This window comes from Agrobacterium sp. CNPSo 3708 (assembly GCF_028674915.1).
Taxonomy (GTDB): domain Bacteria; phylum Pseudomonadota; class Alphaproteobacteria; order Rhizobiales; family Rhizobiaceae; genus Agrobacterium; species Agrobacterium cavarae.
Genome location: NZ_JAQZSF010000004.1, coordinates 158,617 through 184,605, shown reverse-complemented (window position 1 = coordinate 184,605; position 25,989 = coordinate 158,617). Strand labels below are relative to the sequence as shown.

Annotated in this window: 21 protein-coding genes; 16 read left to right on the top strand and 5 right to left on the bottom strand. The window is 57.5% G+C overall.

All coding sequences use genetic code 11. The annotated features are described in order from the left end of the window. Window positions 1-167: 167 nt before the first annotated feature. A complete protein-coding gene (gene parE, locus PVA19_RS10855; RefSeq protein WP_274102424.1) occupies window positions 168-2,243 on the bottom strand; it encodes a DNA topoisomerase IV subunit B in 2,076 nt (691 codons plus the stop codon). Window positions 2,244-2,426: 183 nt separating this feature from the next. Between parE and PVA19_RS10850 the strand changes: the two genes are divergently transcribed. The 7 genes from PVA19_RS10850 (at window position 2,427) to PVA19_RS10820 (ending at window position 11,739) form a co-directional block, all read left to right on the top strand. Continuing rightward, window positions 2,427-3,308, top strand: coding sequence for a dienelactone hydrolase family protein (locus PVA19_RS10850; RefSeq protein WP_274102422.1), 882 nt, complete (start codon window positions 2,427-2,429; stop codon window positions 3,306-3,308). Window positions 3,309-3,447: 139 nt separating this feature from the next. After that, window positions 3,448-4,218: a triose-phosphate isomerase gene (gene tpiA, locus PVA19_RS10845; RefSeq protein WP_274102421.1), complete on the top strand. Its 771-nt coding sequence runs from the start codon at window positions 3,448-3,450 to the stop codon at window positions 4,216-4,218. A 118-nt stretch (window positions 4,219-4,336) separates the two neighbouring features. Then, a complete protein-coding gene (gene secG / locus PVA19_RS10840) occupies window positions 4,337-4,819 on the top strand; it encodes a preprotein translocase subunit SecG (RefSeq protein ID WP_274102420.1) in 483 nt (160 codons plus the stop codon). A gap of 158 nt (window positions 4,820-4,977) precedes the next feature. After that, window positions 4,978-6,606: a CTP synthase gene (locus tag PVA19_RS10835; protein ID WP_274102419.1), complete on the top strand. Its 1,629-nt coding sequence runs from the start codon at window positions 4,978-4,980 to the stop codon at window positions 6,604-6,606. Window positions 6,607-6,684: 78 nt separating this feature from the next. Further along, entirely contained in the window at window positions 6,685-7,227 is a 543-nt protein-coding gene (locus PVA19_RS10830; protein ID WP_274102418.1) for a VOC family protein, read from the top strand. A 238-nt stretch (window positions 7,228-7,465) separates the two neighbouring features. After that, window positions 7,466-8,608 carry an efflux RND transporter periplasmic adaptor subunit gene (locus PVA19_RS10825; RefSeq protein ID WP_274102417.1) on the top strand — a complete coding sequence of 381 codons (1,143 nt, stop codon included), beginning with the start codon at window positions 7,466-7,468 and terminating at the stop codon, window positions 8,606-8,608. A gap of 2 nt (window positions 8,609-8,610) precedes the next feature. After that, window positions 8,611-11,739, top strand: coding sequence for an efflux RND transporter permease subunit (locus PVA19_RS10820; protein WP_274102416.1), 3,129 nt, complete (start codon window positions 8,611-8,613; stop codon window positions 11,737-11,739). 172 nt (window positions 11,740-11,911) lie between these two features. Here the strand turns inward: PVA19_RS10820 and PVA19_RS10815 are convergent, their stop codons facing one another. Next, the gene (locus tag PVA19_RS10815; RefSeq protein WP_274102415.1) at window positions 11,912-13,306 is read right to left on the bottom strand and encodes a flagellar biosynthetic protein FliO; all 1,395 of its coding nucleotides are present in this window, start codon (window positions 13,304-13,306) and stop codon (window positions 11,912-11,914) included. Window positions 13,307-13,819: 513 nt separating this feature from the next. Between PVA19_RS10815 and cckA the strand changes: the two genes are divergently transcribed. The 6 genes from cckA (at window position 13,820) to PVA19_RS10785 (ending at window position 22,013) form a co-directional block, all read left to right on the top strand. Then, a complete protein-coding gene (cckA, locus tag PVA19_RS10810; RefSeq protein WP_274102414.1) occupies window positions 13,820-16,429 on the top strand; it encodes a cell cycle histidine kinase CckA in 2,610 nt (869 codons plus the stop codon). Window positions 16,430-16,731: 302 nt separating this feature from the next. Then, window positions 16,732-17,085 carry an ATP-dependent Clp protease adapter ClpS gene (gene clpS, locus PVA19_RS10805; protein WP_062427364.1) on the top strand — a complete coding sequence of 118 codons (354 nt, stop codon included), beginning with the start codon at window positions 16,732-16,734 and terminating at the stop codon, window positions 17,083-17,085. Window positions 17,086-17,095: 10 nt separating this feature from the next. Next, window positions 17,096-19,594, top strand: a complete 2,499-nt coding sequence (gene clpA, locus PVA19_RS10800) for an ATP-dependent Clp protease ATP-binding subunit ClpA (RefSeq protein ID WP_062427363.1) — start codon at window positions 17,096-17,098, stop codon at window positions 19,592-19,594. A gap of 299 nt (window positions 19,595-19,893) precedes the next feature. Beyond that, window positions 19,894-20,649 carry an AzlC family ABC transporter permease gene (locus tag PVA19_RS10795; protein ID WP_062427362.1) on the top strand — a complete coding sequence of 252 codons (756 nt, stop codon included), beginning with the start codon at window positions 19,894-19,896 and terminating at the stop codon, window positions 20,647-20,649. Continuing rightward, a complete protein-coding gene (locus PVA19_RS10790; protein ID WP_113179680.1) occupies window positions 20,646-20,984 on the top strand; it encodes an AzlD domain-containing protein in 339 nt (112 codons plus the stop codon). The genes PVA19_RS10795 and PVA19_RS10790 overlap by 4 nt, the downstream gene beginning before the upstream one ends. A 63-nt stretch (window positions 20,985-21,047) precedes the next feature. Next, a complete protein-coding gene (locus PVA19_RS10785; protein ID WP_062427360.1) occupies window positions 21,048-22,013 on the top strand; it encodes a phosphatase PAP2 family protein in 966 nt (321 codons plus the stop codon). Between the two features lie 44 nt (window positions 22,014-22,057). On the opposite strand, the gene PVA19_RS10780 is transcribed toward PVA19_RS10785, so the two are convergent. Then, window positions 22,058-22,327: a DUF982 domain-containing protein gene (locus tag PVA19_RS10780; RefSeq protein WP_062427359.1), complete on the bottom strand. Its 270-nt coding sequence runs from the start codon at window positions 22,325-22,327 to the stop codon at window positions 22,058-22,060. Window positions 22,328-22,516: 189 nt separating this feature from the next. Here PVA19_RS10780 and PVA19_RS10775 point away from each other — a divergent pair, with 189 nt between their 5' ends. Then, a complete protein-coding gene (locus tag PVA19_RS10775) occupies window positions 22,517-22,765 on the top strand; it encodes a BON domain-containing protein (protein WP_062427358.1) in 249 nt (82 codons plus the stop codon). A gap of 132 nt (window positions 22,766-22,897) precedes the next feature. Here the strand turns inward: PVA19_RS10775 and PVA19_RS10770 are convergent, their stop codons facing one another. Continuing rightward, window positions 22,898-23,371: a DUF192 domain-containing protein gene (locus PVA19_RS10770; protein WP_274102412.1), complete on the bottom strand. Its 474-nt coding sequence runs from the start codon at window positions 23,369-23,371 to the stop codon at window positions 22,898-22,900. After that, window positions 23,371-23,949, bottom strand: coding sequence for a cold-shock protein (locus PVA19_RS10765; RefSeq protein ID WP_112954869.1), 579 nt, complete (start codon window positions 23,947-23,949; stop codon window positions 23,371-23,373). The genes PVA19_RS10770 and PVA19_RS10765 overlap by 1 nt, the downstream gene beginning before the upstream one ends. 229 nt (window positions 23,950-24,178) lie before the next feature. Between PVA19_RS10765 and gloA the strand changes: the two genes are divergently transcribed. Both gloA and PVA19_RS10755 read left to right on the top strand, forming a co-directional pair. Next, window positions 24,179-24,619 carry a lactoylglutathione lyase gene (gene gloA / locus PVA19_RS10760; protein ID WP_062427355.1) on the top strand — a complete coding sequence of 147 codons (441 nt, stop codon included), beginning with the start codon at window positions 24,179-24,181 and terminating at the stop codon, window positions 24,617-24,619. A gap of 220 nt (window positions 24,620-24,839) precedes the next feature. Then, window positions 24,840-25,970 (top strand): D-Ala-D-Ala carboxypeptidase family metallohydrolase, encoded by a 1,131-nt coding sequence (locus PVA19_RS10755; RefSeq protein WP_274102410.1) that lies wholly within the window; start codon window positions 24,840-24,842, stop codon window positions 25,968-25,970. Window positions 25,971-25,989: the final 19 nt, after the last annotated feature.

The window sequence follows — 25,989 nt, the reverse complement described above, 5'->3', positions numbered from 1 at the left end:
TCGGGCTTGACCCAAGGATCCAGGTTTTCAATGGCTTATGAATGACCCGGTCTCCTCGACTTGATCCGAGGGGTGACCATGACGACGCAGCGGTTTGGCCCTTTGCCGTGATCACCTTTGATCATAAAAGCACTTCAGGCCTTTCGGAAGTCTAGTTTCGGCACCAATCAGATATCGAGGTTTTCCGCAAAGGCGGCTCTGTCCTGGATGAAGCGGAAGCGGGCGTCTGCCTTTGTTCCCATCAGATTGTCGACCGCCTCGCGCGTGCCTTCGAAATCCACGTCGTCGATTTCCACGCGCAGCAATGTGCGTTTGGAGGGATCCATCGTGGTTTCCTTCAACTGGGCCGGCAACATTTCGCCAAGACCTTTGAAGCGGCTGATTTCGATCTTGCCGCGGCCCTTGAACTCGGTCTCCATCAGCTCAGCGCGATGGATGTCGTCGCGCGCATAGGCTGACTTCGATCCTTGCGTGATCTTGTAGAGTGGCGGAACGGCAAGATAGAGGTGGCTGCCGCGGATCAGTTCAGGCATTTCCTGATAGAAGAAGGTGATCAGCAGCGAGGCGATATGGGCGCCGTCGACGTCGGCATCGGTCATGATGATGATGCGTTCGTAACGGAGGTCCTCGTCGCGGTACTTCGTGCGTGTGCCGCAGCCAAGCGCCTGAATGAGATCGGCGATCTGCTGGTTGGCAGAGAGCTTTTCGCGGCTGGCGCTACCGACGTTCAGAATCTTACCGCGTAGTGGCAGGATGGCCTGGTTGGCGCGGTTGCGTGCCTGCTTGGCTGAACCGCCAGCCGAGTCACCCTCGACAATGAAAAGCTCTGCGCCTTCGGCGGTGTTCTGAGAACAATCGGCGAGCTTGCCCGGCAGGCGAAGCTTGCGCACCGCAGTCTTGCGGTTGACCTCTTTTTCCTTGCGACGGCGCAGACGCTCCTCGCAGCGCTCGATCACCCATTCCAGAAGCTTTGCCGCTTCTGCGGGATTGCCGGTGAGATAATGATCGAACGGATCGCGCAGCGCGTTTTCGACGATGCGTTGGGCTTCGACGGTCGCGAGTTTGTCCTTGGTCTGGCCGACAAATTCCGGCTCGCGAATGAAGACGGAGAGCATGCCGACAGCCGAGATCATCACGTCATCGGTGGTGATCTCGCGTGCGCGCTTGTTCTGCGTCAGCTCGGCGTAGTTCTTCAAGCCTTTGGTCAAGGCGATGCGAAGACCAGCTTCGTGTGTGCCGCCTTCGGGCGTCGGGATGGTGTTACAATAGGAATGGACCTGGCTGTCGCCGCCATACCACGTGACCGCCCATTCTAGCGCACCGTGGCCGCCGGTCTTTTCCGTTCTGCCCGAGAAGATTTCGCGGGTGACGGTGAAGTCCTTGCCAAGCGTGGCCGAGAGGTAATCCTTCAAGCCGCCAGGGAAATGGAAGACAGCCTTTTCAGGGATTTCGCCGCCTGCGGGCACGAGACCCGGATCGCAGCTCCAGCGGATTTCAACACCGCCAAAGAGATAGGCCTTGGAGCGCGCCATGCGGAAGATGCGGGCGGCGTCGAATTTGGCATGGTCGCCAAAAATCTGCGCATCCGGATGGAAGCGTACGCGGGTTCCGCGGCGGTTATGAACATCGCCCAACTCTTCCAGCGAACCTTGCGGAATGCCGCGCGAGAAGCGCTGGCGGTAGAGCTTGCGATTACGTGCGACTTCCACTTCCAGCACGTCGGAAAGCGCGTTGACGACGGACACGCCCACACCATGCAGACCGCCTGAGGTCTCGTAAGCCTTGCCGTCGAACTTGCCGCCCGCATGCAGCTTGGTCATGATGACTTCAAGCGTGGACTTGCCCGGTACCTGCGGATGGTTTTCGACAGGGATACCGCGACCGTTATCGCTCACCGTCAGGAAACCCTCGGTATCGAGATGCACCTCGATGAAGTTGGCATGGCCTGCGACGGCTTCGTCCATCGAGTTATCGATGACTTCGGCAAAGAGGTGGTGCAGCGCCTTCTCGTCGGTACCGCCAATATACATGCCGGGACGCATGCGCACCGGCTCCAGACCTTCCAGAACACGGATAGACGAGGCGCCGTAATCATCGCCCGACGACGTGACGGGTGCGGAAGGGGCTTTCGGCTGCACGGCCGCCTTGGCAACTGGTTCTACAACAGGTGCGGTTTCTCGCGGTTCTGCTTCAGCGCGAGTGGCTGCGGGAAGGCCGGAAAAAAGATCGTTGCTATCGTCCATAGGTCCAGTTCAATCAGATTTTGCCCGGATTTTGTCCATGCGAGCAGACAGGATTCAGACATCGATACCGGTGTCAGGCTACTCTAGCAGGGTACAAAGGGCTTGATGCTTTACCGCTAAGGATTGCGTTGCAGCAGCCCGGATGGCAAGACTTGTGGCGCAAATCAAACGGTTCCTCAAGGCATGTCCACAGCTCTTTTCACCTTTTGTACTCTTTTCTGCCTGTCTGTTGCAGCGATGCCCGCTCACGCTCAGACCAGCGGCGGACCACTGAAGCCCTTCAAGGATGATCTGTTCTCAAGTCAGACAGTGCTTTCCACGGGGGATGGCGGTGCCTCGCAGGTGATCGACTACCAGGAATTGCGTGACATCAACGGGCGCGATGAGATTCCTGAGCAGCGGGTAAAACGGCAATATGTCGATCTCGCACCGAAACGTGTGCAGGAGATGGAGACCATGTCCATCGGCGGACGGTCCATCGATGTGGGGCGCGTCGGTCCAGCGAACGGGCAGGCCTTTACTGTGATCTTCATCCATGGACGAGGTGGGGACCGCCGGCTTGCAATGAAAGATTATACATTCGGCGGCAACTTCAACCGGCTGAAAAACCTCGCTGTCGAAAACGGCGGGACGTATTACGCGCCGAGCGTGAAAAGTTTCGATCAAAACGGCGTTGCGGATATTGCCGCGCTGATCGCGGACGCCAAGGCGAAATCCGGTGGCAAGCCTGTCATTCTAACCTGTGCGTCCATGGGCAGCTTCATCTGTTACGGCATAAGCCGCGATGCCGCTGCGGTCGCCAATCTCAAGGGGATGGCCATTCTCGGTGGTGCGGTCGATCCCGATTTTCCAAAGAGTGCATTTATCAAGGCGAAGAAGCCCGTCTATTTTACCCATGGAAGTGTGGATAAGGTCTACTCGGCCGATCAGCAGGCCGCGACATTCCGAGGGCTTTTGAAGGCCGGTGTTACCACCCGCTTCACGCTCTTTGAAACCGGCACGCACGGGACGCCGGTTCGCATGACCGACTGGCGCGCGGTTCTTAATTGGATTTTGACCCGCTAGCTCGGAAAACCATGTCATTCACGAGAGGTTTTGTACGAAATTCACCAAATTTCGAACCAAAACCTTGCTTTTTCGTCCGAATTCCTGTCGCTGTCTCTTTGAGAAGACACTGCCAACAATAAAGAGGAATGATCGCTCAATGACCCCTGATATTCGCCCGCTCGTCGCTGGAAACTGGAAGATGAACGGAACGCGCGCCTCGCTCGATCAGATCAAGGCGATGGCTGAGGGCGTCAAGGGACCGCTTGCAGAAAAGGTCGAGTCGCTGATCTGCCCGCCTTCGACGCTTCTCTATGTTGCGACCGCGCTTTGTGACGACAGCCCGCTCAAGATCGGCGCGCAGGATTGCCACCAGAATGCATCGGGCGCGCATACGGGCGATATTTCCGCCGAGATGATTGCCAACTGCTTCGGCACGCATGTGATTGTCGGACACTCCGAGCGCCGCACCGATCATGCGGAAACGGATCACCTCGTGCGCGCGAAGGCGAGTGCTGCCTATGCGGCCGATCTCATCGCCATTATCTGCATCGGTGAGACGGCGGAGCAGCGCGAGTCCGGCCAGACGCTTGACGTGCTCAAGCGCCAGCTCGATGGATCCTTGCCCGATGAGGCGACCGCCGCCAACACGGTTATCGCTTATGAGCCCGTATGGGCGATCGGCACAGGCCTGACACCGACCGTTGAGGACGTGCGGGAAGCCCATGCCTTCATGCGCGAAGAGCTGGTCAAGCGATTTGGCGGCGAGGGCAGGGGGATGCGCATTCTCTATGGTGGCTCGGTCAAGCCGTCCAACGCCACAGAGCTCATGGCGATCGAGAATGTCGACGGTGCCCTCATCGGCGGCGCGAGCTTGAAAGCCTCCGACTTCCTGTCCATCTATGCAGCTTACGAGAAATTGACGGCCTGATTTTTTAGGAAAAGCAGCCGGGCTTTCGATCCTTGGGGGCTTGGAATACGCTTTCGCCTCATGTAAAGAGCCGCAAACTTCTTCATTGTGCTCCTGATGGGGCATGGAATGGATTGTCATGCAGAACGTACTGATTGTTATTCACCTCATGATCGTGCTGGCGCTTGTCGGCGTGGTCCTGATCCAGCGTTCCGAAGGCGGCGGCCTCGGTATTGGCGGCGGCTCTGGCTTCATGTCCGCACGCGGCACCGCAAATGCCCTGACCCGCACGACAGCGATCCTCGCGGCTCTGTTCTTTGCGACGTCCCTTGGCCTTGGTCTCCTGACCCGCTACGAATCGCGTCCAACGGACATCCTGGACCGCATTCCGGCACAGCAGGGGCAGAGTAACGGCATCCTCGATACGCTCGGCCCGTCCTCGACGACGCCTTCGCAGGCTCCAGCGACCAATGGCGTTCCGTCCACCACGAATGGTGCGACCAACCAGGCGCCTGCGACGACGACGCCAGCGGCACCGGCTGAAGGTGGCGCTGCCGCTCCGGCCGCACCTGCTCCGCAGCAGGCTCCCGCCAACACCAATGGTGTTCCCACCGGCCAATAAGGCGCAGGTGACGACTAACACTCCGGCAGGCCAAAAGCCTGCCGGTTTTCTTTTGTTTACATTCCGGCTGAGCTTCCACGCGTCATCAACAGATGATTTCGCGATCAATGAATTTGGGGCTGGCGGAATCATCTATTAAAAGGTAAGCGGTGACTCCCATGGCGCGATATGTATTCATCACAGGCGGCGTGGTATCCTCCCTTGGGAAGGGCATTGCGGCCGCGGCACTCGGAGCGTTGTTGCAGTCCCGTGGATATCGGGTGCGGCTTCGCAAACTCGACCCCTACCTCAATGTCGACCCCGGCACCATGAGCCCCACCCAGCACGGTGAGGTTTTCGTGACCGATGACGGCGCGGAGACGGATCTCGATCTTGGTCACTATGAACGCTTTACCGGGCGTTCCGCAACCAAGACCGACAACATCACCACGGGTCGTATCTACAAGAACATCATCGATAAGGAACGCCGCGGCGATTATCTCGGCGCGACGGTTCAGGTCATTCCGCATGTGACCAACGAGATCAAGGATTTCGTTACCGAAGGCAATGACGACTATGATTTCGTCATCTGCGAAATTGGCGGCACGGTCGGCGACATCGAGGCAATGCCTTTCATGGAAGCCATCCGTCAGCTCGGCAACGACCTCCCACGCGGGACGGCGATCTATCTTCACCTGACGCTGATGCCTTACATTCCAGCGGCTGGCGAGTTGAAGACGAAGCCCACACAGCACTCCGTCAAGGAGCTTCAGGCGTTGGGTATCCACCCGGATATCCTGCTGGTTCGCGCGGATCGCGAAATTCCGGAAGCGGAACGCCGCAAGCTTTCGCTGTTCTGCAACGTGCGCCAGTCTGCCGTTATCCAGGCGCTGGATGTCGCGAACATCTATGACGTGCCGACAGCCTACCACAAGGAAGGCCTCGACAATGAAGTGCTGGCCGCCTTTGGCATCGAGCCTGCTCCCAAGCCCCGTCTTGAGCAGTGGGAAGAAGTCTGCAACCGCATTCATACGCCGGAAGGCGAAGTCACGATCGCCATCGTTGGCAAATATACCGGCCTCAAGGACGCCTACAAGTCGCTCATCGAAGCGCTGCATCACGGCGGTATTGCCAACCGGGTGAAGGTGAAGCTCGAGTGGATCGAGTCCGAAGTCTTCGAAAAGGAAGATCCGGCTCCCTATCTCGAGAAGGTCAATGCGATCCTCGTTCCTGGCGGTTTTGGTGAGCGCGGTTCTGAAGGCAAGATCCGTGCAGCTCAGTTTGCCCGCGAACGTCAGGTTCCGTATTTCGGTATCTGCTTTGGCATGCAAATGGCTGTCGTGGAAGCGGCGCGTCATCTGGCTGGTATCGAAAAGGCATCCTCCACCGAATTCGGTCCCACACAGGAGCCCGTCGTTGGTCTCATGACCGAGTGGGTCAAGGGCAACGAGCTTGAGAAGCGCAATTCGAAGGGTGATCTCGGCGGTACCATGCGTCTTGGCGCCTACAAGGCGGCGCTGAAGAAGGATACCAAGGTCGCCGACATCTATGGCTCAACGGACATTTCTGAGCGCCACCGTCACCGCTACGAGGTGAATGTGGAGTACAAGGATCGTCTGGAGAGCTGCGGTCTGGTGTTCTCCGGCATGTCGCCGGATGGTCTTCTGCCGGAAACGGTGGAGTATCCGGATCATCCTTGGTTCATCGGCGTGCAGTATCACCCCGAACTCAAGAGCCGCCCGCTCGATCCGCATCCGCTCTTTGCAAGCTTCATCGAGGCAGCATTGGTTCGGAGCCGTCTGGTTTGATCGGCTGGCTACCACAGGACTAGAGATTGAAAGGCCGCAGCAATGCGGCCTTTTGCTTTTCAAGCGATGGAGTGCGTGATGTTGAAACTGGATCACCTGGCGATTATTGCGCCGTCGCTTGAGGTTGGCGCCGACTATGTGCGCGACGCGCTCGGCATCGACATGCCGAAAGGCGGCAAGCATCCACAGATGGGCACCCACAATCTGCTGCTACGGCTCGGCGCGGATGTCTTTCTGGAAGTTATTGCCGTCGATCCAGAGGCAGAGCCGCCTAAGAGACGACGCTGGTTCGGGCTCGATGATCTTGAGGTCGTTCAGGCGGCGTGGGACGAGGGGCGACGGCTGCGCGCCTGGGTGGCGCGGACCAGCGACTTTGCCAGCGTGCTCGCGCGGCATGGCGATCTGCTGGGACGTCAAGAGACGGTGTCACGTGGAGATCGTGAGTGGCTGTTCGCGGTCGCCGACGATGGATCTCTGCCGTGCGGCGGCGTTGCACCTTCCGTGATGGACTGGGGAGCGCGGGGAACCCCCCGCGCCATCCATGCCGGATTTTGGCTTTCGGCTAAAGAGCTTCCAGATCGAACATCCCGAGGCGGATCGGGTTCGAGAACTCTATGCTGATCTTGAGATTATCGACCCGCCGACGGTGATCAAAGCCAAGAGTTTCCGTTACATCGCGGAGATAGAAACGCCCCGTGGCGTCGCGCTCATCAGTTAGGGTGAGACTTCTCTGTGATCTTGGCGCTCAACAATGCGCAACGTCGGAAAAGTAGTTCCTAATATTAGTATCACATCAGAACAAAAATTCGTGATCCGAGTTTACTGCTGAATTTGAACTCCAGCGCGCGAGATCAGCAGCATGTTCGTCAAAGCCTTCCGTTTTTATGTGCTCCCTGCGATTTGTCTGGGGGGAGTAGCGCTGGCGTTGCAGCCTGACATCGTCCGCGCGCAAGACGCGCCTGCCGTTCCTGTCACGGTCTATAAGGCAAAGGTCGAGGAGATCGACAAGGTGATCAACGGTATCGGTACCGTGGACCCGTTACAGAGCGTCACGGTCAGACCGCGGATTGACGGGCAGGTGACCGGTATCCGCTTCACTGAAGGCCAGATGATAGAAAAAGGAAGCGTCTTGCTGACGCTGGATAACCGTGAGCTTTCGTCCGCGCTCACCTCCGCCAAGGCGAAGAGGGCTCAGGATGAAGCCCAATGGAACAGTGCCAAAACTGAAGCGCAGCGCTATGCCTCGCTCGCCGAAAAGGGAGTGGCGTCCGCCTCCACGCTTGAACAGAAGAACGCGCTGAGCGAGCAATATGCTGCAGCCGTCCAGTATGATGATGCCATGATCAAGAGTGCGGAAACGCAACTCGGCTTCGCAACCGTGATTGCCCCGATCTCCGGACGCACGGGTTTCAAGCAGGTCGATGTGGGTAGCGTGGTCAGCGCAAGCTCGACCGATGGCATCGTGACAATCACCCAGATGGATCCAATTGCCGTGTCCTTTGTCGCGCCTGGCGACAGGTTCGGCGAGATCCGCCAAGCGCTGAGCGAGAAGATCGCGGCAGTGACCCTGATCACGACCGATGGAAGCCGCGTCCTGGCGAAGGGCCAGTTGACGACAATGGACAACTCGGTCGATGCCTCCAACGGCTCCATTCATCTCAAGGCGATCTTCGACAATGGCAACGGCGCTCTTTGGCCTGGCCTGCCGGTCGCAACCACACTGACAGTCGAGCACAAGAGCGGGGTGGTCGTTCCCGACAAGGCGTTGGCGAGAGGGCGTAACGGGCTTTACGCCTATGTGGTCTCTAAAAACAACAAGGTGGAACAGCGAAACGTCAAGACCGCCTTCGTGACCGGCGCAAGAGCGCTGGTGACGGAGGGAATAAAGGAGGGCGAGGAGGTCGTCATGGACGGCCAGTCGCGGATCGGCAATGGCGCGACTGTCACCGCTACCCCCTGGACAGGGTCGCCAACAGGCGAACTTGCCGAGAAGGCGAACTGACCATGAAAAACGATCAGGACCAAAACCGTACGTCCAGCTTCTTCGATTTCTTTATTCTGCATCCGGTGGCGACCGGGCTGCTGATGACCGGCATCTTTCTGGTCGGCGCCATCTGCTATCCATTCATGCCGGTTTCGGCACTTCCGCAAATTGATTTTCCGACGATCCAGATCGCGGCCAATCTCCCCGGTGCTTCGCCGGAGACGATGGCCTCCAGTGTCGCGCAACCCATTGAACAGGCGCTCTCACGCGTCAGCGGCATTACCGAAATGACGTCAAACAGTTCGCTTGGCACCACCTCGATCACGGTGCAGTTCGATCTGGACAAGAACATCGAGACTGCTGCAAGCGATGTACAGACGGCAATCAGCGAAGCGGCGGGTGAACTTCCGAAGGATATGACCTCGCTTCCCACAGTGCATAAGGCAAACCCTGCCGATGCGCCGATCATGCAGCTTTCGGCGACCTCCGATACGCTGACACTGCCGCAACTCGATGAATACATCGAACGCAACGTCGCTTCGAAAATCGGTCAGGTCTCAGGCGTGGCCTTCGTTAACATTGGCGGGAAGCAGAAACCGGCCATCCGCATCGCCGTCGATCCAGGTCGCCTGGCCCAGGCCGACGTGACGATGGAGGACGTGCGCACCGCCATCGGCAATCTCAGTCTCAGTGCGCCGAAGGGGAACATCGACGACCCGACACGCACCTTTCCGATCTATACGAACGACCAGATTTCCAGCAGCGCGGAATGGAACGACGCCGTCATCGCCTATCGAAACGGCGGGCCGGTGCGCATTCGCGATATCGGGCAGGCGACGGATGGTGCGGAAGACAGAAAGATGGCGCACTGGACAAATGGAGAGCGAGGCATCGCGCTCGACGTTTTTCGTCAGCCCGGTGCCAATGTGATTGCGGTCGTCAATGCGGTGAAAGAGCAATTGCCCGCACTCCAGGCCTCGCTGCCGCGTTCGGTCAAGCTGGAACTCGTCACCGACCGGACGACGACGATCAGAGCGTCCGTGACGGATATTCAGTTTACCCTGATGCTGACCATCGGCCTCGTCGTTGTCGTGATCTTCCTTTTCCTGCGAAACCTGCGCGCAACACTCATCCCCGTGGTGACGCTTCCGATTGCTCTGGCCGGATCGCTGGCACCCATGTGGCTTCTGGGCTTCAGTCTGGACAATCTGTCGCTCATGGCGCTGGTCGTCGCCGTCGGCTTCGTCGTCGACGACGCCATCGTCATGCTGGAGAACATCACCCGCCATATCGAAGACGGGGTCGAGCCGAGACAGGCGGCGCTCCAAGGCACGCGGGAGATCGGTTTCACGATCGTTTCCATCAGTCTCTCGCTTATTGCAGTCCTCATTCCGATCCTGTTGATGGGTGGCATCATCGGGCGCCTGTTTCGGGAATTTGCCGTGACGCTGACTGTCGCGATCGTCATTTCCGCCATCGTGTCGCTGACGTTGACGCCGATGCTGGCATCGAAATTCATCCGCCCCATCGAGAAGGATCAGCGCAGCCGTTTCTATCTGGCGGGAGAGGCATTCTTCGACGGATTGACAGCACTCTATATCCGCAGCCTCAAGCCCGTCATTCGGCATCGCTTTTTGACGCTCTTCGTTTTTCTCGCGACCATTGCGGCAACCGGCTATCTGTTCGTCGTCGCGCCCAAGGGCTTTTTTCCGGAGCAGGATACCGGGTTCATTGCTGGCCTTTCGCAGGCTTCTCCCGACATTTCCTTTACCGAGATGGCGAAGCTTCAGGAACGCGTCAGCGAGATCATCATGAAAGATCCCGCTGTCTATAGCGTCTTCATGGATATCGGCGGCGGTAACGGCGGCAATGCGCTCAATCAGGGCCATGTCAACATCACGCTGAAGCCTCTGGAGGAACGCGATGTCAGTGCCAAGCAGGTGATCGACCGGTTGGGCACGGCGCTGAATGCGCAGCAGGGCATCAAGCTCTTCATGCAGTCGGCACAGGATATCAATATCGGTGCGCGGCCGGCGAAAACGCAATATCAGTTCACACTTCAGGATGCCGATATCGCGGAACTCAGCGACTGGTCGGATAAGATCACCAGCAAGCTTTCCGGGCTGCCGGAACTGCGCGATGTCGGGAGCGATCAGCAAGCTGAAGCGCCCAATCTGACGATCAAGATCGACCGCGCCGCAGCGACGCTCTATGGCGTCCTTCCTTCCACCATCGACGAGACGCTTTACGACGCCTTTGGTCAGCGCCAGGTAGCCTCCTTCTCCAGTCAGACCGACACCTTCCGTGTCATTCTTGAGGTCTTGCCGGATCTGCAGCGAGATATCGCCACGCTTGACCGTCTCTCGGTCAGAGCAAGCAATGGAACGCTTGTGCCGCTTTCGGTCGTGGCGAAGTGGACGACGGATGGCACCTCGCCGGTATCGATTGCGCATCAGGGCCAATCGCCGGCTGTGACCATCTCGTTCAACCTGGCGCCCAATGTCGCTCTGGGGAACGCCACTGCCGTCATCGAAAATGCCGCGTCCAACATGCATCCTCCGGGGTCGCTGCAGACATCGTTTTCCGGCAGCGCGAAGGCTTTCAAGGACTCGCTTGGGACCATCCCTCTGCTCATCCTGGCATCGCTTGTCGTCGTGTACATCATTCTCGGCGTGCTCTACGAAAGCCTTATCCATCCGCTAACGATCCTGTCGACGTTGCCTTCGGCGGGCCTTGGCGCGCTTCTGGCTCTGCAGGTGGCCGGCTTCGACTTCGGGCTTGTGGCAATGATCGGGGTCATTCTGTTGATCGGTATCGTCAAGAAGAATGGCATCATGCTCGTCGATTTCGCCATCCAGGCAGAGCGGGAGGAGGGATTGTCGAGCGAGGAGGCGATCGTCAAAGCCGCTCAGATGCGTTTCAGACCGATCCTGATGACGACGATGGCCGCTCTTTTGGGTGGAATACCACTGGCGCTTGGTCACGGGTCCGGTGCTGAACTGCGTCAACCTTTGGGCTATGCGATCGTCGGCGGACTCATGGTCAGCCAAGTCCTCACACTTTATACGACCCCCGTCATCTACCTTTTGCTCGACAAGCTTCGGCGCGGAAAGGATATGCCCGCTCGGGGTGAGGTGGCGGCCGTATGATGACCAAGATTAGGCGCGGGGAAAACCGCAATAGAATCCTGTGCCGGTCGAAGAATGAGGCGCAATCAGGAGCCACAAGGACGTCAGGAAGGGCGATGAAGATGGATACGCCCGCCGCGACACGATAGCTCTGAGGCTTCCTGTGTCGCGCGGGCGTTGCTTTAAATCGTCACTATCGGTCGCGGGTGACCGACATCTCACCGAAGATGCGAGCCATTTCCTTTTGGACGTCTCGTTCGGCATCCGCAGGCGCTTCCGAAAACTTTGGATCGGGTTGCGGGTCAGGTGTCGTTGTGTCCAAGTTCACCGGCGGCGCCACGGCAAGCGGGCGCGGCAGATCGATATTGGCATTGGCGCTCTTAGCGATCTCGGCTTCAAGGAAGCTTTCGAAATCACTGGTCAACTGGTCGCCGAAGACGGGACCATTGTCACTTGGGGCAAGCGGTTCCGGTTTTGCGACAAGCGGCGCCACAGGCGTTGCGGATGCGGTGGTAACGGACGGTGTAGCGCTGTAGGCGGGAAGCACGCGGTCGCGGGCAGCGTCGAGAAAATCGACTGCATTTCGCTCCGCTATCGCTGGCTCGCTATGCCCAACCGGCTCTGACTTTTCTTCCAATGTAGGCTCTGCCGTGAGCTTAGGCTCTGCGAATCTTCGGTCGTAGGTCGTGGATACGACCGGTGCGACAACCGGAGGAACGCTAGGGACCTGTGAAGGAAGAGGCGATTGTGGAGCGACAGGGGCTTCGGAGGCCACGGGAGCTTGAGAAGCCGGTGCAGCAGACCGGTTCATGTCCTCCTCCTGCTGCATAATGGCGGCGGCAACCAACGGCGGTACGACTGGAATGGACGGAGCGACGGGCTCGCGGGCCAACGTTCTGGGTGCTGGTGGTACGACCGCTTCAGGCGCCTCCCGGCTTGGAGTCGACGCCGAGGGTGCGACCGTCGAAACGGGAGGTGTCGCCGGCGTAGGCTGTGGCTTTCGGACTGCGGGCTGCGGCGGAACTGGTGGCGCAGCAGGAATGGGCCTGGACGCAACGGCGGGTGCTGGCAAAGGCGAGGCGGCTGGCTGAGGCTTCACGGGCGCGGTGCTCGCGGTTTGCTTCCTGGGTTCTTCGGGAGCCTCGCTCTTCAGTTCGGGAGCGGTAAATGCGCCTGCAGGGCGAACATCCTCTTGTGGTGCCTGGGCGAGCGTACGCTGTCGGTCGGCGGATACGCTGCGGTCGGCATCACGTGCGATCAGGGCGTCTTCCTGCGGATCGCGCACATCCTTCATGAACGGGATGGCGCCAATACCGCTTTCGATGACGATGTCCGTTGGCCCGCCAATCATCACCAGATGCTCGACATTGTCACGGCGCACGAGAACGAGACGCCGCCTTGCATCGACGGCTGTCGCGTCCAGCACCTGCAGGCGCGGCTGGCGGTTTCGGCCGCCACGGATGAACGGGGCAGAGCCACTGCGTCTGCGGATGAACCACAGGACGATGGCAAGCAGCAGGAGTGCCGCACCCACGCCAACCACTGCAATGATCAGGCGATTGCCATATGTGCCAATGAAATCTTCCATAACGGAGCCGGTCCCTTCAGCCATTTCGTGCAGCGGAAATGTACCCGCATTACATTTGTTCACAGAACGTGACGGGAAAAGACGATTTTTTTTCGCCTCGCACAAGAATTTATCCCGTTCGTCCACGAATTTGCTGCAAGTTTGACGAAAGCACCCGACTATAGAGCTTGTCTCAAAGCGCGTAGATGGCCGAAATCGTTATTGGTTGTGCATGGGTGGTGCTTATAGATGGACGGAGCTTTTTGATATTTATGCAAATTGCTACAAGGAAATAGAAGCGATTCCGTTCGACGCGGCTGTTTTTCGGCATGCCGCAACAGTTAGTGGTCTGATTTTGACATTTGCTACCGCTGGCAGAGGACTCGAGAGCAAATGTCAAAATCTTCAAGACCACTAGTAAGTTTTTGTTTCTAGTGGAATTTACGAATTTGACATTTGATTCTCGAGATTTCCGCATGTGGGCATCAAATGTCAAAGTCATTCCACTAGCAGAACTGCAAGGGTAAAACCTCGATGACCAAGGTGCGTCAATCCACTGATAACGACTTCCCCTTGGTGGACAGGCGTGGGCGCTCCGCCACCGTGCTTCGTATTCTATTGCTGGCACTTGTGCTCGTCGCCGCTGCCATTGCTTTCGTTTACTTCAAGGACTCGCTCGAAAACGAGATCGTGCTCGGGATACTCGGCGTTCTTGCCATGCTCGGGATTTTCTTCCTCGTCTCGTCCGTGATCGGTTTCATCGAGGTCATGCCGCAGTCTCAATCCGACGGGATGGCGCGGCGGTTTCTCTCGTCCCATCCTGAAGGCACGTTGATCACCGACACCAAGGGGCGGCTGGTTTATGCCAACGCTACCTATTGCCAGATGACCGGCGCGACCCGTGCGACGGAAATTCAAAGCCTCGAACAGCTTCTGTCGCGAGACCGGGAATCGACCGAGGCACTCTACCGCCTGATCAACGGACTGCGAGAGGGACGGGATGGTTACGAGGAATTTCGTCTTCTCAAACCTCTCAGCCAGTCGGCCGTCAGTCAGCCCGGTCCCCGCTGGTTCCGGCTTAAGGCGCGTTTGCTGAAGGAGGTGAACGGGCAGGATCTGCACGTTTTCCAGATCGCCGACATTACCGCCGAGCGCGAGGACCAGGAGCGTTTCTTCCGCGAATTGCAGAATGCCATCGATTATCTCGACCACGCCCCTGCTGGCTTCTTCGCCGCAGGACGCAAGGGCGATATCGTTTATCTCAACGCGACGCTGTCCGAATGGCTTGGCATCGATCTCGCGCAGTTTTCGCCGGGCTCTCTGAATGTTTCCGATATCGTCGCAGGCGAGGGGATGGCGCTGATCGAATCGGTTCAGCCGCACGCGGGCAGCAACCGCACGGAAATGCTCGATCTCGACATGCGCCGGGTCAACGGCCAGAGCATGCCGGCTCGCCTCGTTCATCAGGTAACCGCGGCGCGTGACGGTGCGCCGGGTGAAACCCGGACACTCGTTCTCATGCGTCCCAAGGGGCAGGAAAACGCGGAATCCTCGTCCGCGATGCGGTTCACCCGCTTCTTCAACAATACGCCGATGGCGATCGCCTCGCTGGATGGCGAGGGACGCATCCTGCGCACCAATGCGCCGTTCCTGAAGCTGTTTTCTGGTGTCGTCAGCCGCGATGACATCGACAGCGCCGTCGCGTTCGAAACCGTGCTGCACGACAATGAGAAAGCCAAACTCGCGCAGGCCATGAGTGCCGCGAAAGATCGCCAGGGCGATATTCCGCCTTTCGATTCCCGCCATCCGAAGGACGAGACGCGCCACTTCCGTTTTTACGTCAATGCCGTCATCGACCAGAATGACGAGGCGCCTGAAGAGGTGGCGATCGTCTATGCCATCGAGGTGACCGAGCAGAAGGCGCTTGAAACCCAGATGGCGCAAACGCAGAAGATGAATGCCGTCGGCACGCTTGCAGGCGGCATCGCGCATGACTTCAACAATGTGCTCACCGCTATTCTGCTGTCGTCAGACCATCTGCTGCTGCAGGCGCGGCCGGCGGATGCAAGCTTTGCAGACCTGATGGAAATCAAGCGCAATGCGAACCGTGCCGCTGTTCTGGTGCGGCAATTGCTGGCGTTTTCGCGCAAGCAGACGATGCGTCCTGCTGTTCTCAATCTGACCGACGTGATCGGCGATCTGCGCATGCTGGTCGACCGGCTGATTTCCGGCACCAACGTCAAGTTGGAAGTGGACTATGGCCGCGATCTCTGGCCGGTGAAAACCGACCTGTCCCAGTTCGAGCAGGTGATGATCAATCTCTGCGTCAACGCACGCGATGCCATGCCGCAGGGCGGCAAGATCAAGGTGACGACCCGCAACTTGCCAGCTGCCGAGGTCGCCGCATTCGGCAAGTCGGAGCTTCCGGCTGAAGACATGGTGATGGTCGAAGTCGCCGATAACGGTACAGGCATTCCGCCGGAGATCATGGACAAGATCTTCGAACCCTTCTTCACCACCAAGGAGGTGGGCAAGGGTACGGGACTTGGACTTTCCATGGTCTATGGCATCGTCAAACAGTCCGGCGGCTTCATCTACCCGGAATCGGAAGTGGGCAAGGGAACGGCGTTTCGCATTCTGTTGCCGCGCCATATCGTCGAGCCGGTACAGCCTGTACCCGTCGTTCCTGGCGAAGAGGGTCAGGCTACGGCTGCAGCAGCCGTCACTGCCAAACCGGAAGCCAAGGATGAGCCGCTTGATCTGACCGGGAAGTCTGCCGTGGTGCTGCTGGTAGAAGATGAAGAGGCGGTGCGGCGCGGCGGCAAGCGTATGCTGGAAACGCGCGGGTATACTGTTCACGAGGCCGGCTCCGGCACGGAAGCCCTGGAGGTGATGGAAGAGCTGGAAGGAAAGGTTGATATCGTCGTCTCCGACGTCGTCATGCCTGAAATGGACGGCCCGTCCTTGCTGCGTGAATTGCGCAAGTCCTACCCCGATCTCAAGTTCATCTTCGTGTCCGGTTATGCCGAAGATGCTTTCGCCAAGAACCTGCCGGCGGAGGCCAAATTCGGCTTCCTGCCCAAGCCATTTTCGCTGAAGCAACTGGCTGTTGCCGTGCGCGAAATGCTCGATAGTGAGGATTGAAGCGCCGCTTTTGCGGCCTTCAATCTGTGGCTTAACCATCTTCTTGTGACCGCGCGGCGACAGAATGCCGCGTAACTTTCGCACAACTTCCCCGCTGTAGCGTGAAACATGGGAGAAAGGCTCAGCTTTGAGCCTTACGCTTTCTGTCGTCCTTCTACTTTTCGCCGGACGCCAACAGATTATTGATTGCAGTGCCGCGCGAGGGGCTTAAAATCGACTGAGACAGACCTAAATAAGAAGAGGCGAAATTCTTGCTCGCACCCTTCATTGCTTGCGAGTTTGATTTTGGAGAATGATGAAAAATGATCGTTAAGTCGATCTACATGCAAGGCGACAGCGAAGGGGAGGACGGCGGAACGAACCGCGGAACGTCTGTTATCACCCGCACCAAGCCTAAGACAAAACGACCGAATTTGTACCGTGTTCTTCTCCTGAACGACGATTACACTCCCATGGAGTTCGTCATTCATATTCTGGAGCGTTTTTTCCAGAAGGACAGGGATGCCGCCACTCGCATCATGCTGCATGTCCATCAGCATGGTGTCGGTGAATGTGGGGTCTTTACTTATGAGGTCGCAGAGACAAAAGTAAGCCAGGTCATGGATTTCGCCCGACAGCACCAGCATCCGCTACAGTGCGTCATGGAAAAGAAATGAGGATCGCAACGTGCCAACTTTTTCCCCAAGTCTCGAGAAGGCGCTGCACCAGGCACTGACCTTTGCCAATGAGCGTCACCACGAATATGCGACGCTCGAACATCTGCTTCTCGCTCTGCTCGACGACGTTGATGCAGCGGCCGTCATGGGCGCGTGCAATGTCGATCTCGACACGTTGCGCAAGACGGTGATCGACTATGTCGACAACGAACTTTCCAATCTCGTGACAGGATATGACGAGGATTCCAAGCCGACTTCCGGCTTTCAGCGCGTCATTCAGCGCGCCGTCATTCATGTCCAGTCTTCCGGCCGCGAAGAGGTGACCGGTGCCAACGTGCTGGTCGCGATCTTCGCCGAGCGCGAGAGCCACGCCGCCTACTTCCTGCAGGAGCAGGAGATGACGCGTTACGACGCGGTGAACTACATTTCTCATGGTATCGGCAAACGTCCTGGCTCCTCCCAGACCCGCACGCCGCGCGGTGCTGACGAAGGCGACAACGAACCCAAGGCTGCCCGCAATGGTGGCGCGGAAGAGGATGCGGCTGGCGCGAAGAAGCAGCCGGACGCGCTCAAAGCCTATTGCGTCAACCTCAATGACAAGGCCAGAACCGGTCGTATCGATCCGTTGATCGGTCGTCATGAAGAGGTCAATCGTACCATTCAGGTTCTTTGCCGCCGCTCGAAGAACAACCCGCTTTACGTGGGCGATCCCGGCGTCGGCAAGACGGCGATTGCCGAAGGTTTGGCAAAGCGCATCGTCGAGGGCAAGGTGCCCGAAGCGCTGATCAACGACACGATCTTCTCGCTCGACATGGGTACGCTGCTGGCCGGTACGCGCTATCGCGGTGACTTTGAAGAACGTCTGAAGCAGGTCGTTAAGGAGCTGGAAGAATATCCGGGTGCCGTGCTGTTCATCGACGAAATCCATACGGTGATCGGCGCAGGCGCAACGTCCGGCGGCGCAATGGATGCGTCCAACCTTCTGAAGCCTGCTTTGTCTTCCGGCGCCATCCGTTGCATCGGATCGACAACCTATAAGGAATATCGGCAGTTCTTCGAGAAGGACCGCGCGCTTGTTCGTCGCTTCCAGAAGATCGACGTCAACGAGCCATCCATCGATGACGCTATCGAGATCATGAAGGGCCTCAAGCCCTATTTCGAAGAGTATCATCACCTTCGCTACACCAACGACGCCATCAAGGCTGCCGTGGAACTGTCGGCACGCTACATTTCCGACCGCAAGCTTCCCGATAAGGCGATCGACGTGATCGACGAGACCGGTGCTGCTCAAATGCTTCTTCCGGCATCGAAGCGCCGCAAGCTGATCACTGAGAAGGAAATCGAAGTCACGATCGCGACCATGGCACGCATTCCGCCGAAAACGGTGTCGAAGGACGACGAGATGGTTCTTGCCAATCTCGAGCAGGAACTCCGCTCGGTCGTCTACGGTCAGGATACAGCGATCGAGGCACTCTCCACGGCCATCAAACTGGCGCGTGCGGGTCTTCGCGAACCCAACAAGCCCATCGGTTCTTACGTCTTCTCCGGTCCAACCGGCGTCGGCAAGACCGAGGTGGCCAAGCAGCTTGCGTCGTCTCTCGGCGTGGAAATGCTGCGCTTCGATATGTCTGAGTATATGGAGCGTCATACGGTCTCGCGCCTGCTCGGTGCACCTCCCGGCTATGTCGGTTTCGACCAGGGCGGGCTTCTGACAGACGGAGTCGATCAGCATCCGCATTCCGTGGTTCTGCTGGACGAAATCGAGAAGGCCCATCCGGACATCTACAACATTCTGTTGCAGGTCATGGATCATGGCTCGCTGACCGACCATAACGGCAAGAAGATCGATTTCCGCAACGTCATTTTGATCATGACGACCAATGCGGGCGCTTCTGAAATGGCGAAGTCTGCGATCGGCTTTGGTTCGTCCAAGCGGTCTGGTGAAGACGAAGAGGCATTGAACCGCCTGTTCACCCCGGAATTCCGCAACCGTCTGGATGCGATCATTCCGTTCTCGCCACTGCCGACTGCGGTCATCCACAAGGTGGTCCAGAAGTTCGTCATGCAGCTTGAAACACAGCTATCCGAGCGTAACGTTACCTTCGATCTGCACGACGATGCGGTCGCTTGGCTGGCTGAGAAGGGCTATGATGAAAAGATGGGTGCTCGTCCGCTTGGTCGTGTTATCCAGGAGCACATCAAGAAGCCACTGGCCAACGAAATCCTCTTCGGCAAGCTGAAGAAGGGTGGCGTCGTCAGTGTCAGCCTCGACAAGAAGGAAGACGGCACGGATGGCCTCAAGCTCGATGTGTTGCCTGAGACGGCGCCCGTCAAGCCAAAGCCGGAAGCCGAATTGAAGGCTGCGAAGTCTCCTGGCAAATCGAAAGCCAAGACTTCAAAGGCTGAAGAACAGGCTGAGGTTTTGGTGGCAGAGACCGATAAAAAGGACGAGGATGCCAAGCCACGTCGCAAGGGCAACACCGTTCCGAAGGTCCCGAAGAAAAAGTAAAAGGTGTTCGCTTGGACACCCGGATACATGGCGGCGGAGATCACTCTTCGCCGCCTTTTCTTTTGTCCACCTCTGCGTGTCCAAGCGCTTAATTGCGAGGATGTATCGATTTGACTTTTGGGCCGGTGCTCTAAGCGTGTCGTGATCATAAAGCGGCTGCACGCTTTTGCGCGGTATCCCTTTGCGTCATTTTAGACGCGCAGATTTCGAAAAGCGTGCTAGACAAGCCTCGGCTTGTGCCGAAGCGTCTGGTACTTCGGTCAGGCCCCAGCGATTTGTCTATTCTTCCGGAACGACCGATGTCTGCACATGGTGACACCCATTCTCTTCCTCTCTGGTTTGCCAGGGGAATGATGGGAATATTCTCGCTTCCTTCTCTCATTCTGATGACGTCTTTCGTCGGGTTCAGCGCCTTTGCTTTGGAATCCGGCGTCACGCGCGGCGAGGCCGTGTTCATGACGCTGACCATCTGGGCCTTGCCGGCCAAGATGATATTGATCGGCTCCATGGTGAGCGGGGCAGGGATGGCCGCCTGTTTTCTGGCGGTGACATTGTCATCGATCCGAATGATGCCGATGGTGGCATCTATCGTGCCGGATATGCGGACAGCGAAGACCCCCACATGGCTGCTGCTGTTTCTCTCCCACTTCGTTGCGATAACGGCGTGGGTCTACGCAACCCAGAACCTAACGAAGGTGCCTCGCGAAGCGCGTGTCGCATGGTTTGCGGGTTTCGGCATCACTCTCACGCTCATCAATACAGCAATCGTCGCAATCTGCTACGGCGTGGTTGCTGCCTTTCCGCCGCTTGTCGCTGGCGTCCTGTTCTTCCTGACGCCGGTTTACTTCATCTCTTCCATATGGGCCTCTGCGCGACACTCGGTCGTCAAGGTGGCCTTCATCATTGGGGTGATCGGCGGACCCTTGTTCGCCTTGATCGAGCCCGAGTTCGATATTCTCTATGCCGGGATCGGTGGAGGAACACTCGCCTATCTGATCGACCGCTTCTGGTTTCGTCGCAAAATCGTCCCATCGTCGACGGAGGGCGAGCCATGATCGATGCCTGGTGGGCACCTTACCTTTTCATCGCGCTTGCTGGCTGGATCGCTACCGATATCTGGCGATGGCTTGGTGTTGTGGCAGGAAACAAGCTGAAGGAAGAATCGGAGGCATTGCATTGGGTGAGGGCAGTCGCCACAGCGCTGGTGATGGCAGTGACAGCGAAACTCATCGTCTTCCCAACGGGGGCGCTGTCGCACTCGCCAATGGAGCTTAGAATCGGTGCTGCCGTCATCGGCTTCATTGCGTTTCTGGCAAGCGGTCAGCGCGTCATTGTCGGGGTGGTCGTGCCAATTGTACTGCTGGGCTTGGGATTGGTGATTTTCGGATAATAGAGCTTGTTAATGCCTGTTGGATATCATGTCGCAAGACAATCTGTGACATGGTGACTTCTGTTGCATTTCCTCCCCGTTGAACGCTTCGTGGCTTCGATCATAGCTGCGTTATTCGTCATCGATATCGCGTTGGTCGGATTCAAGGACATACAAATTGATGTCGTGGGCTACTGCCTTTCCATTGGTATCGGCAGTGGGCTTGTTTTCTTAGGGCAGATCTATCGCGCAAGAAAACGGGAAGAAAAAATGGCGGCAGCTCTTATAGCGGCAGGCCTTTTTATTTTGTTTTCTATCTGCGGCTCGATCTTTAACTACATGTTCCTGCCAGTGCGTTTTCCGCTGATCGACGAGATGCTGATGCGGATCGATGGCTGGATCGGCTATGACTGGGCACGCAGCGTGACATGGGTCGCGAGCTATCCGTTTGTCGGGACGTTGCTATTCTTCGTATACGCCACGTCGCTGCCTCAACTTCTCTTCATCATTATAGTTCTCGGTTTCACAGGTAAGATTCGGCAGCTTCACCAGTTTCTTCTTACGGGAGTTTTAGGCGCGCTCATAAGTATAATCTTTTGGGTATTCTTCCCAACCTATAGTCCCAGCGCATTTCAAGAGCTGCCCGCGTGGGTCCCTCAAGCAATGCCGCTGGCTCTGGGACCTGAATATGGACGTGAACTCGTTCGTCTGGGTCAAGAAGGCGTGCGATACCTAACGCCACGAAACGTAGAGGGGCTGATTGGTTTTCCTTCTTTTCATATCTTCATGGCGGCAATGTCAGTCTATTTTGTTCCACGTTATCGCGCGGTTATCTTGGTCATCGTGACGTTGAACCTCGTGATGTTGCCGGCTGTGCTAATTCAAGGGGCTCACCATCTATCAGACGTTTTTGGAGGCGTACTGCTCTTTGCTATCGTCTGTCCATTATCGATTCGTCTGGCGAACATGCTAACGTTTCGCGCGGGTGAGAGCCCGTCTGGCCGCTCCAACGTGTTGGTACGGAGCTTCTGGTCGTTCCCGGAGAAATAAAAAAGGCCGCTTATCGCGGCCAATGTCAGGGTGGTTTTTGAACGTTAGTGGACGGTCAGGATGTGCGCGCGGCTGCTCGCGAGCATGAAGGCTTCCCGGGCCGCCTCGAGATCGCAACGTCCTGCGACCGCGTCCAGGCATTGCTTTTTGGCTGCTTCGTATTCCGGACCGTGTTCCTTGGGCCAGCGATATGTGAGCATCTCCAGCGCTACGAGCGGGCTGTATATTTCCACGGCCGGGCACATGGGCAGATGGACTGCGACAGGCTTGCACCACTGTGCGTGATGGCAAGGTTCTGAGTTGTGAATAAGCATCGCATTCTCCTTTCTCACCGCGCACGAATAACCCCAGCCTCACGCTTCGGTTCCTGATCACGAAAAAAGTGAACACATTAGGGGTATCTTTTTTGCAAGATGAATGGAAAATGAACAAACACATGAACCGGAGATGAACAAACAATCTGTTCGCGCGTTAACACTGCTCTAAATGAAGGAGGCCCGATTATGTTCAATCTGTCTGGAATTCAGGAAAGCTTTTTCGGCGACCGCATGGCTGGCGTTTGCCAGGCCATTACATCTGCTCTGGCCTTCGAATCGGGCCTCGAGAAATCAAACATCTCAGCAACGGCTGAAAACGACGTGATCTACTTGCAGGGGACTGCTGATTCCGTCGAGGCGATCGAAACCGCAATCAGTCTGGCATCGTCTATTTCGAACTGCCGCATCCTTAGCCATGTAGAGCCAGTCTACTGAGAATCAAGAGCCGGGCCACAAGCGCCCGGCTTGATCTTGCCGATGTCTGCTCATGCGGGCTGACTGCATGTTCTCGGCTAATCTAGCTTGTCTACTGTGAGTGACAACGCTCAGCGCGATGATCCGAAGGATCTATTTTATCTGCGCTGCCTTCACCGAGTCGCCGACGGCCAACCCCAGCTTTTTCGCAGCGCCGCCATTCAGTTCCAGGACATAGCGTACCTGTCCGTTTGAACTGATGATGTCTTCAGAATGAGGCACCGCATTCGGGTGAATGTGCGTGATTTTTCCAGCCTTGGAAATAAAGAGCATATCGAGAGGGATGAAGGTGTTCTTCATCCACATCATCACATCTCTGTCCTCTTTGAAATCGAACAGCATCCCCTGGTCTTCGCCCATGGATTTGCGAAACATCAACCCCTGCTGACGTTGACTGTCGCTACTTGCCACTTCCACAGTGAATGCGTGTGTTTTGCCTGAGGTGCTAACGATCTCGAGCTTCTCGCTGGGAAACGTTTCCTGGGCCACAGCGCCTGCGTAAGACGCCACAAAAAAGAGAAGCGCCACGAAGGCGCTTGCGACGGTACTAATGTCAAAGCGGTTCATCAGTGCGCCATTCCAATTCTGGCTGGATTGTCGGGATGCACCTCAGCGGCCATCAGGCCCTTGTCGCCATCACCATAGCGAACCAGAACGACCTGACCCGGGCGGAGTTCCGCAAGGCCGAAGCGGCGCAGCGTTTCCATGTGAATGAAGATGTCTTCCGTGCCTTCGCCGCGCGTCAGGAAGCCGAAGCCCTTGGTGCGGTTGAACCACTTGACGATGGCGCGCTCCAGGCCACTGTGAGGCGTTACTTGAACATGGGTACGCACCGGCGGCATCTGCGATGGGTGAACGGCTGTCGACTGATCCATCGACAGAATGCGGAAGGCCTGATAGCCCCGGTCGCGACGCTGAATGAGTGCAACGATCCGCGTGCCTTCCAGAATGGTCTGGTAGCCGTCGCGGCGCAGGCAGGAGACGTGCAGAAGAACGTCCTGCATGCCGTTATCCGGTACGATGAACCCGAAACCTTTTGCCACGTCGAACCATTTAACGACGCCGGTGATCTCGATCAGGTCAACGGCATCGCCAGAAAAATCTTCGAATTCGGCGATGCTCTTCGACGACATTCTATCAGCCATTTTGCCCAGCCCCTCAATACGCACCACTACCGGTCAACTGATTCCCTACTAAGAGATTAACATTGCAGTAACGGTTGTACGCAAGTCTTAGTTTTCAGTTTCCAGACCGGTTTTTAATGATCAGGGCTTGCTCAAGGCTGACGGGCATCGTCTAAAACGTTTCCGTCTTCGGGCCAAAGGCTTTAGAGTCTGCGCTCAAGCCGAATGCTACACATGAGAGGAATACATAATGCGTTATCTGCACACCATGGTTCGGGTCAAAGACCTGAAGGCGTCGCTCGAATTCTACTCTGATATTTTCGGCTTGCAGGAGATTCGCCGTATCGAAAACGAGAAGGGGCGGTTTACGCTCGTGTTCCTCGCTGCGCGCGACGACGTCAAGGCGGCGACGGAAAACAAGGCGCCTGCTCTTGAGCTGACCTATAACTGGGATACCGAAGATTACACGGGCGGACGCAACTTCGGCCATCTGGCTTATGAGGTGGACGATATCTACGAGATCTGCGCTAAGCTCCAGGCCGCTGGCGTGACCATCAATCGTCCGCCGCGTGACGGGCATATGGCGTTCGTTCGCTCGCCCGATGGCATCTCCATCGAGATATTGCAGAAGGGCGCAAGCCTGGCACCAGCCGAGCCGTGGATATCTATGGAAAATACCGGCTCCTGGTAAGGCCTTAGGCTTAAGCGCATTCTCCGCGCTTCGTCTTGATCGCCCCAAGAGCCGCGCATGTTTCGGGCTCGGCGCTATGCTTTGCTCGAACTCACGGTTCCTGGTGCAGTCGAAGCGCAAGACGCGGAGGTTTTTCCTTTTGAAGATGGAGATGGGTCAGCAGCGACGACGATCGCGCGACGCAGCAGCGGCCGCGTCATCAATCGTTTTGGCGCTCCTGATGCTTTCTGGCTGCGTTTCAGCAAAGCCTGAGGGCAAGGATGTGGCAGCCGTTCTTGATCCCGCAGCGCTTTCGGATGGAGAGGGCGCCGATAGGGAAACCCAGGCCTCGGCGCCTAATGGCGTGAAACCCACTCAGCCGGGCTACGTCGACCCGAGAATGGTGTCGGCGGCCAACGGCAAGTCGGCAGCCAACACCATGCCAAGCGGGGCGCCACAGGCCCCGCAAGTGCCGGCAGCCGGGAATGGTGCGGACCAGCCGAATGGCGGCTATGCCATGCAGGCGACCGGAGTTGCCGCCGGATCTCACAGCATTTTCTCCAGCGGCACGACGTCGACTGGCCAAGCGGATATGGACAGCGTTCCGGCCTATGCTCCAACGCGACGGATCGTGCCCGCGTTGAAGAGTGTCTATTCTACCCAAGGCCACGCGCCTGCGGAACCCACGCCCCAGCCCTCCCAAGATCAATCGTCCAACGCGGTGCCAGGCGCTTCCAGTCCTGCGCCCACGACCGCGCTTGCGAGTGGCAAGGCATCAACCAACGAAGAGCCGTCGCAGGGTCCGCAGAACATCCCGATGGCCGCAGCCTTGTTTGCCGGCGTTCCCAAAAAGCGCGGGGCGACCGGACAGGATGCTGCAACGGCTCTGGGTGGCATGGCGCAACCCGGTGTGGCCTCCCTCGGCAAGGCGGCCCAGTCTTTTGATGAAAGTCATCTGGACGACGAGGACGATAAACCGACGGGCTTGATGAAACTCGTGTCCATGCCAGGATTGACGCGCATCGCGCCTAATGGGCTCGTCTTGCAGACGAACCAGGTGAATGTGGGCTGCCTGAAGCCTGAGTTGGTGCATCGCATCAAGGAGCTCGAATCCCATTATCGCAAGCCAGCAATCATCACCTCCGGCTACCGCCCGCCAAAGGGCGTGACGCATGGCTCCAAGCACTTCACCTGTGAGGCCGTGGACATACAGATCAAGGGTGTGTCCAAGTGGGATCTTGCAGACTATCTGCGATCTCTGCCCGGAAGAGGCGGCGTCGGCACCTACTGCCACACGGAATCGGTTCATATGGACATTGGTGAGAGCCGCGACTGGAACTGGCCGTGCCGCAAGACGGGTACCAGCAGCTGACCCTGTCAACGAATTGTGT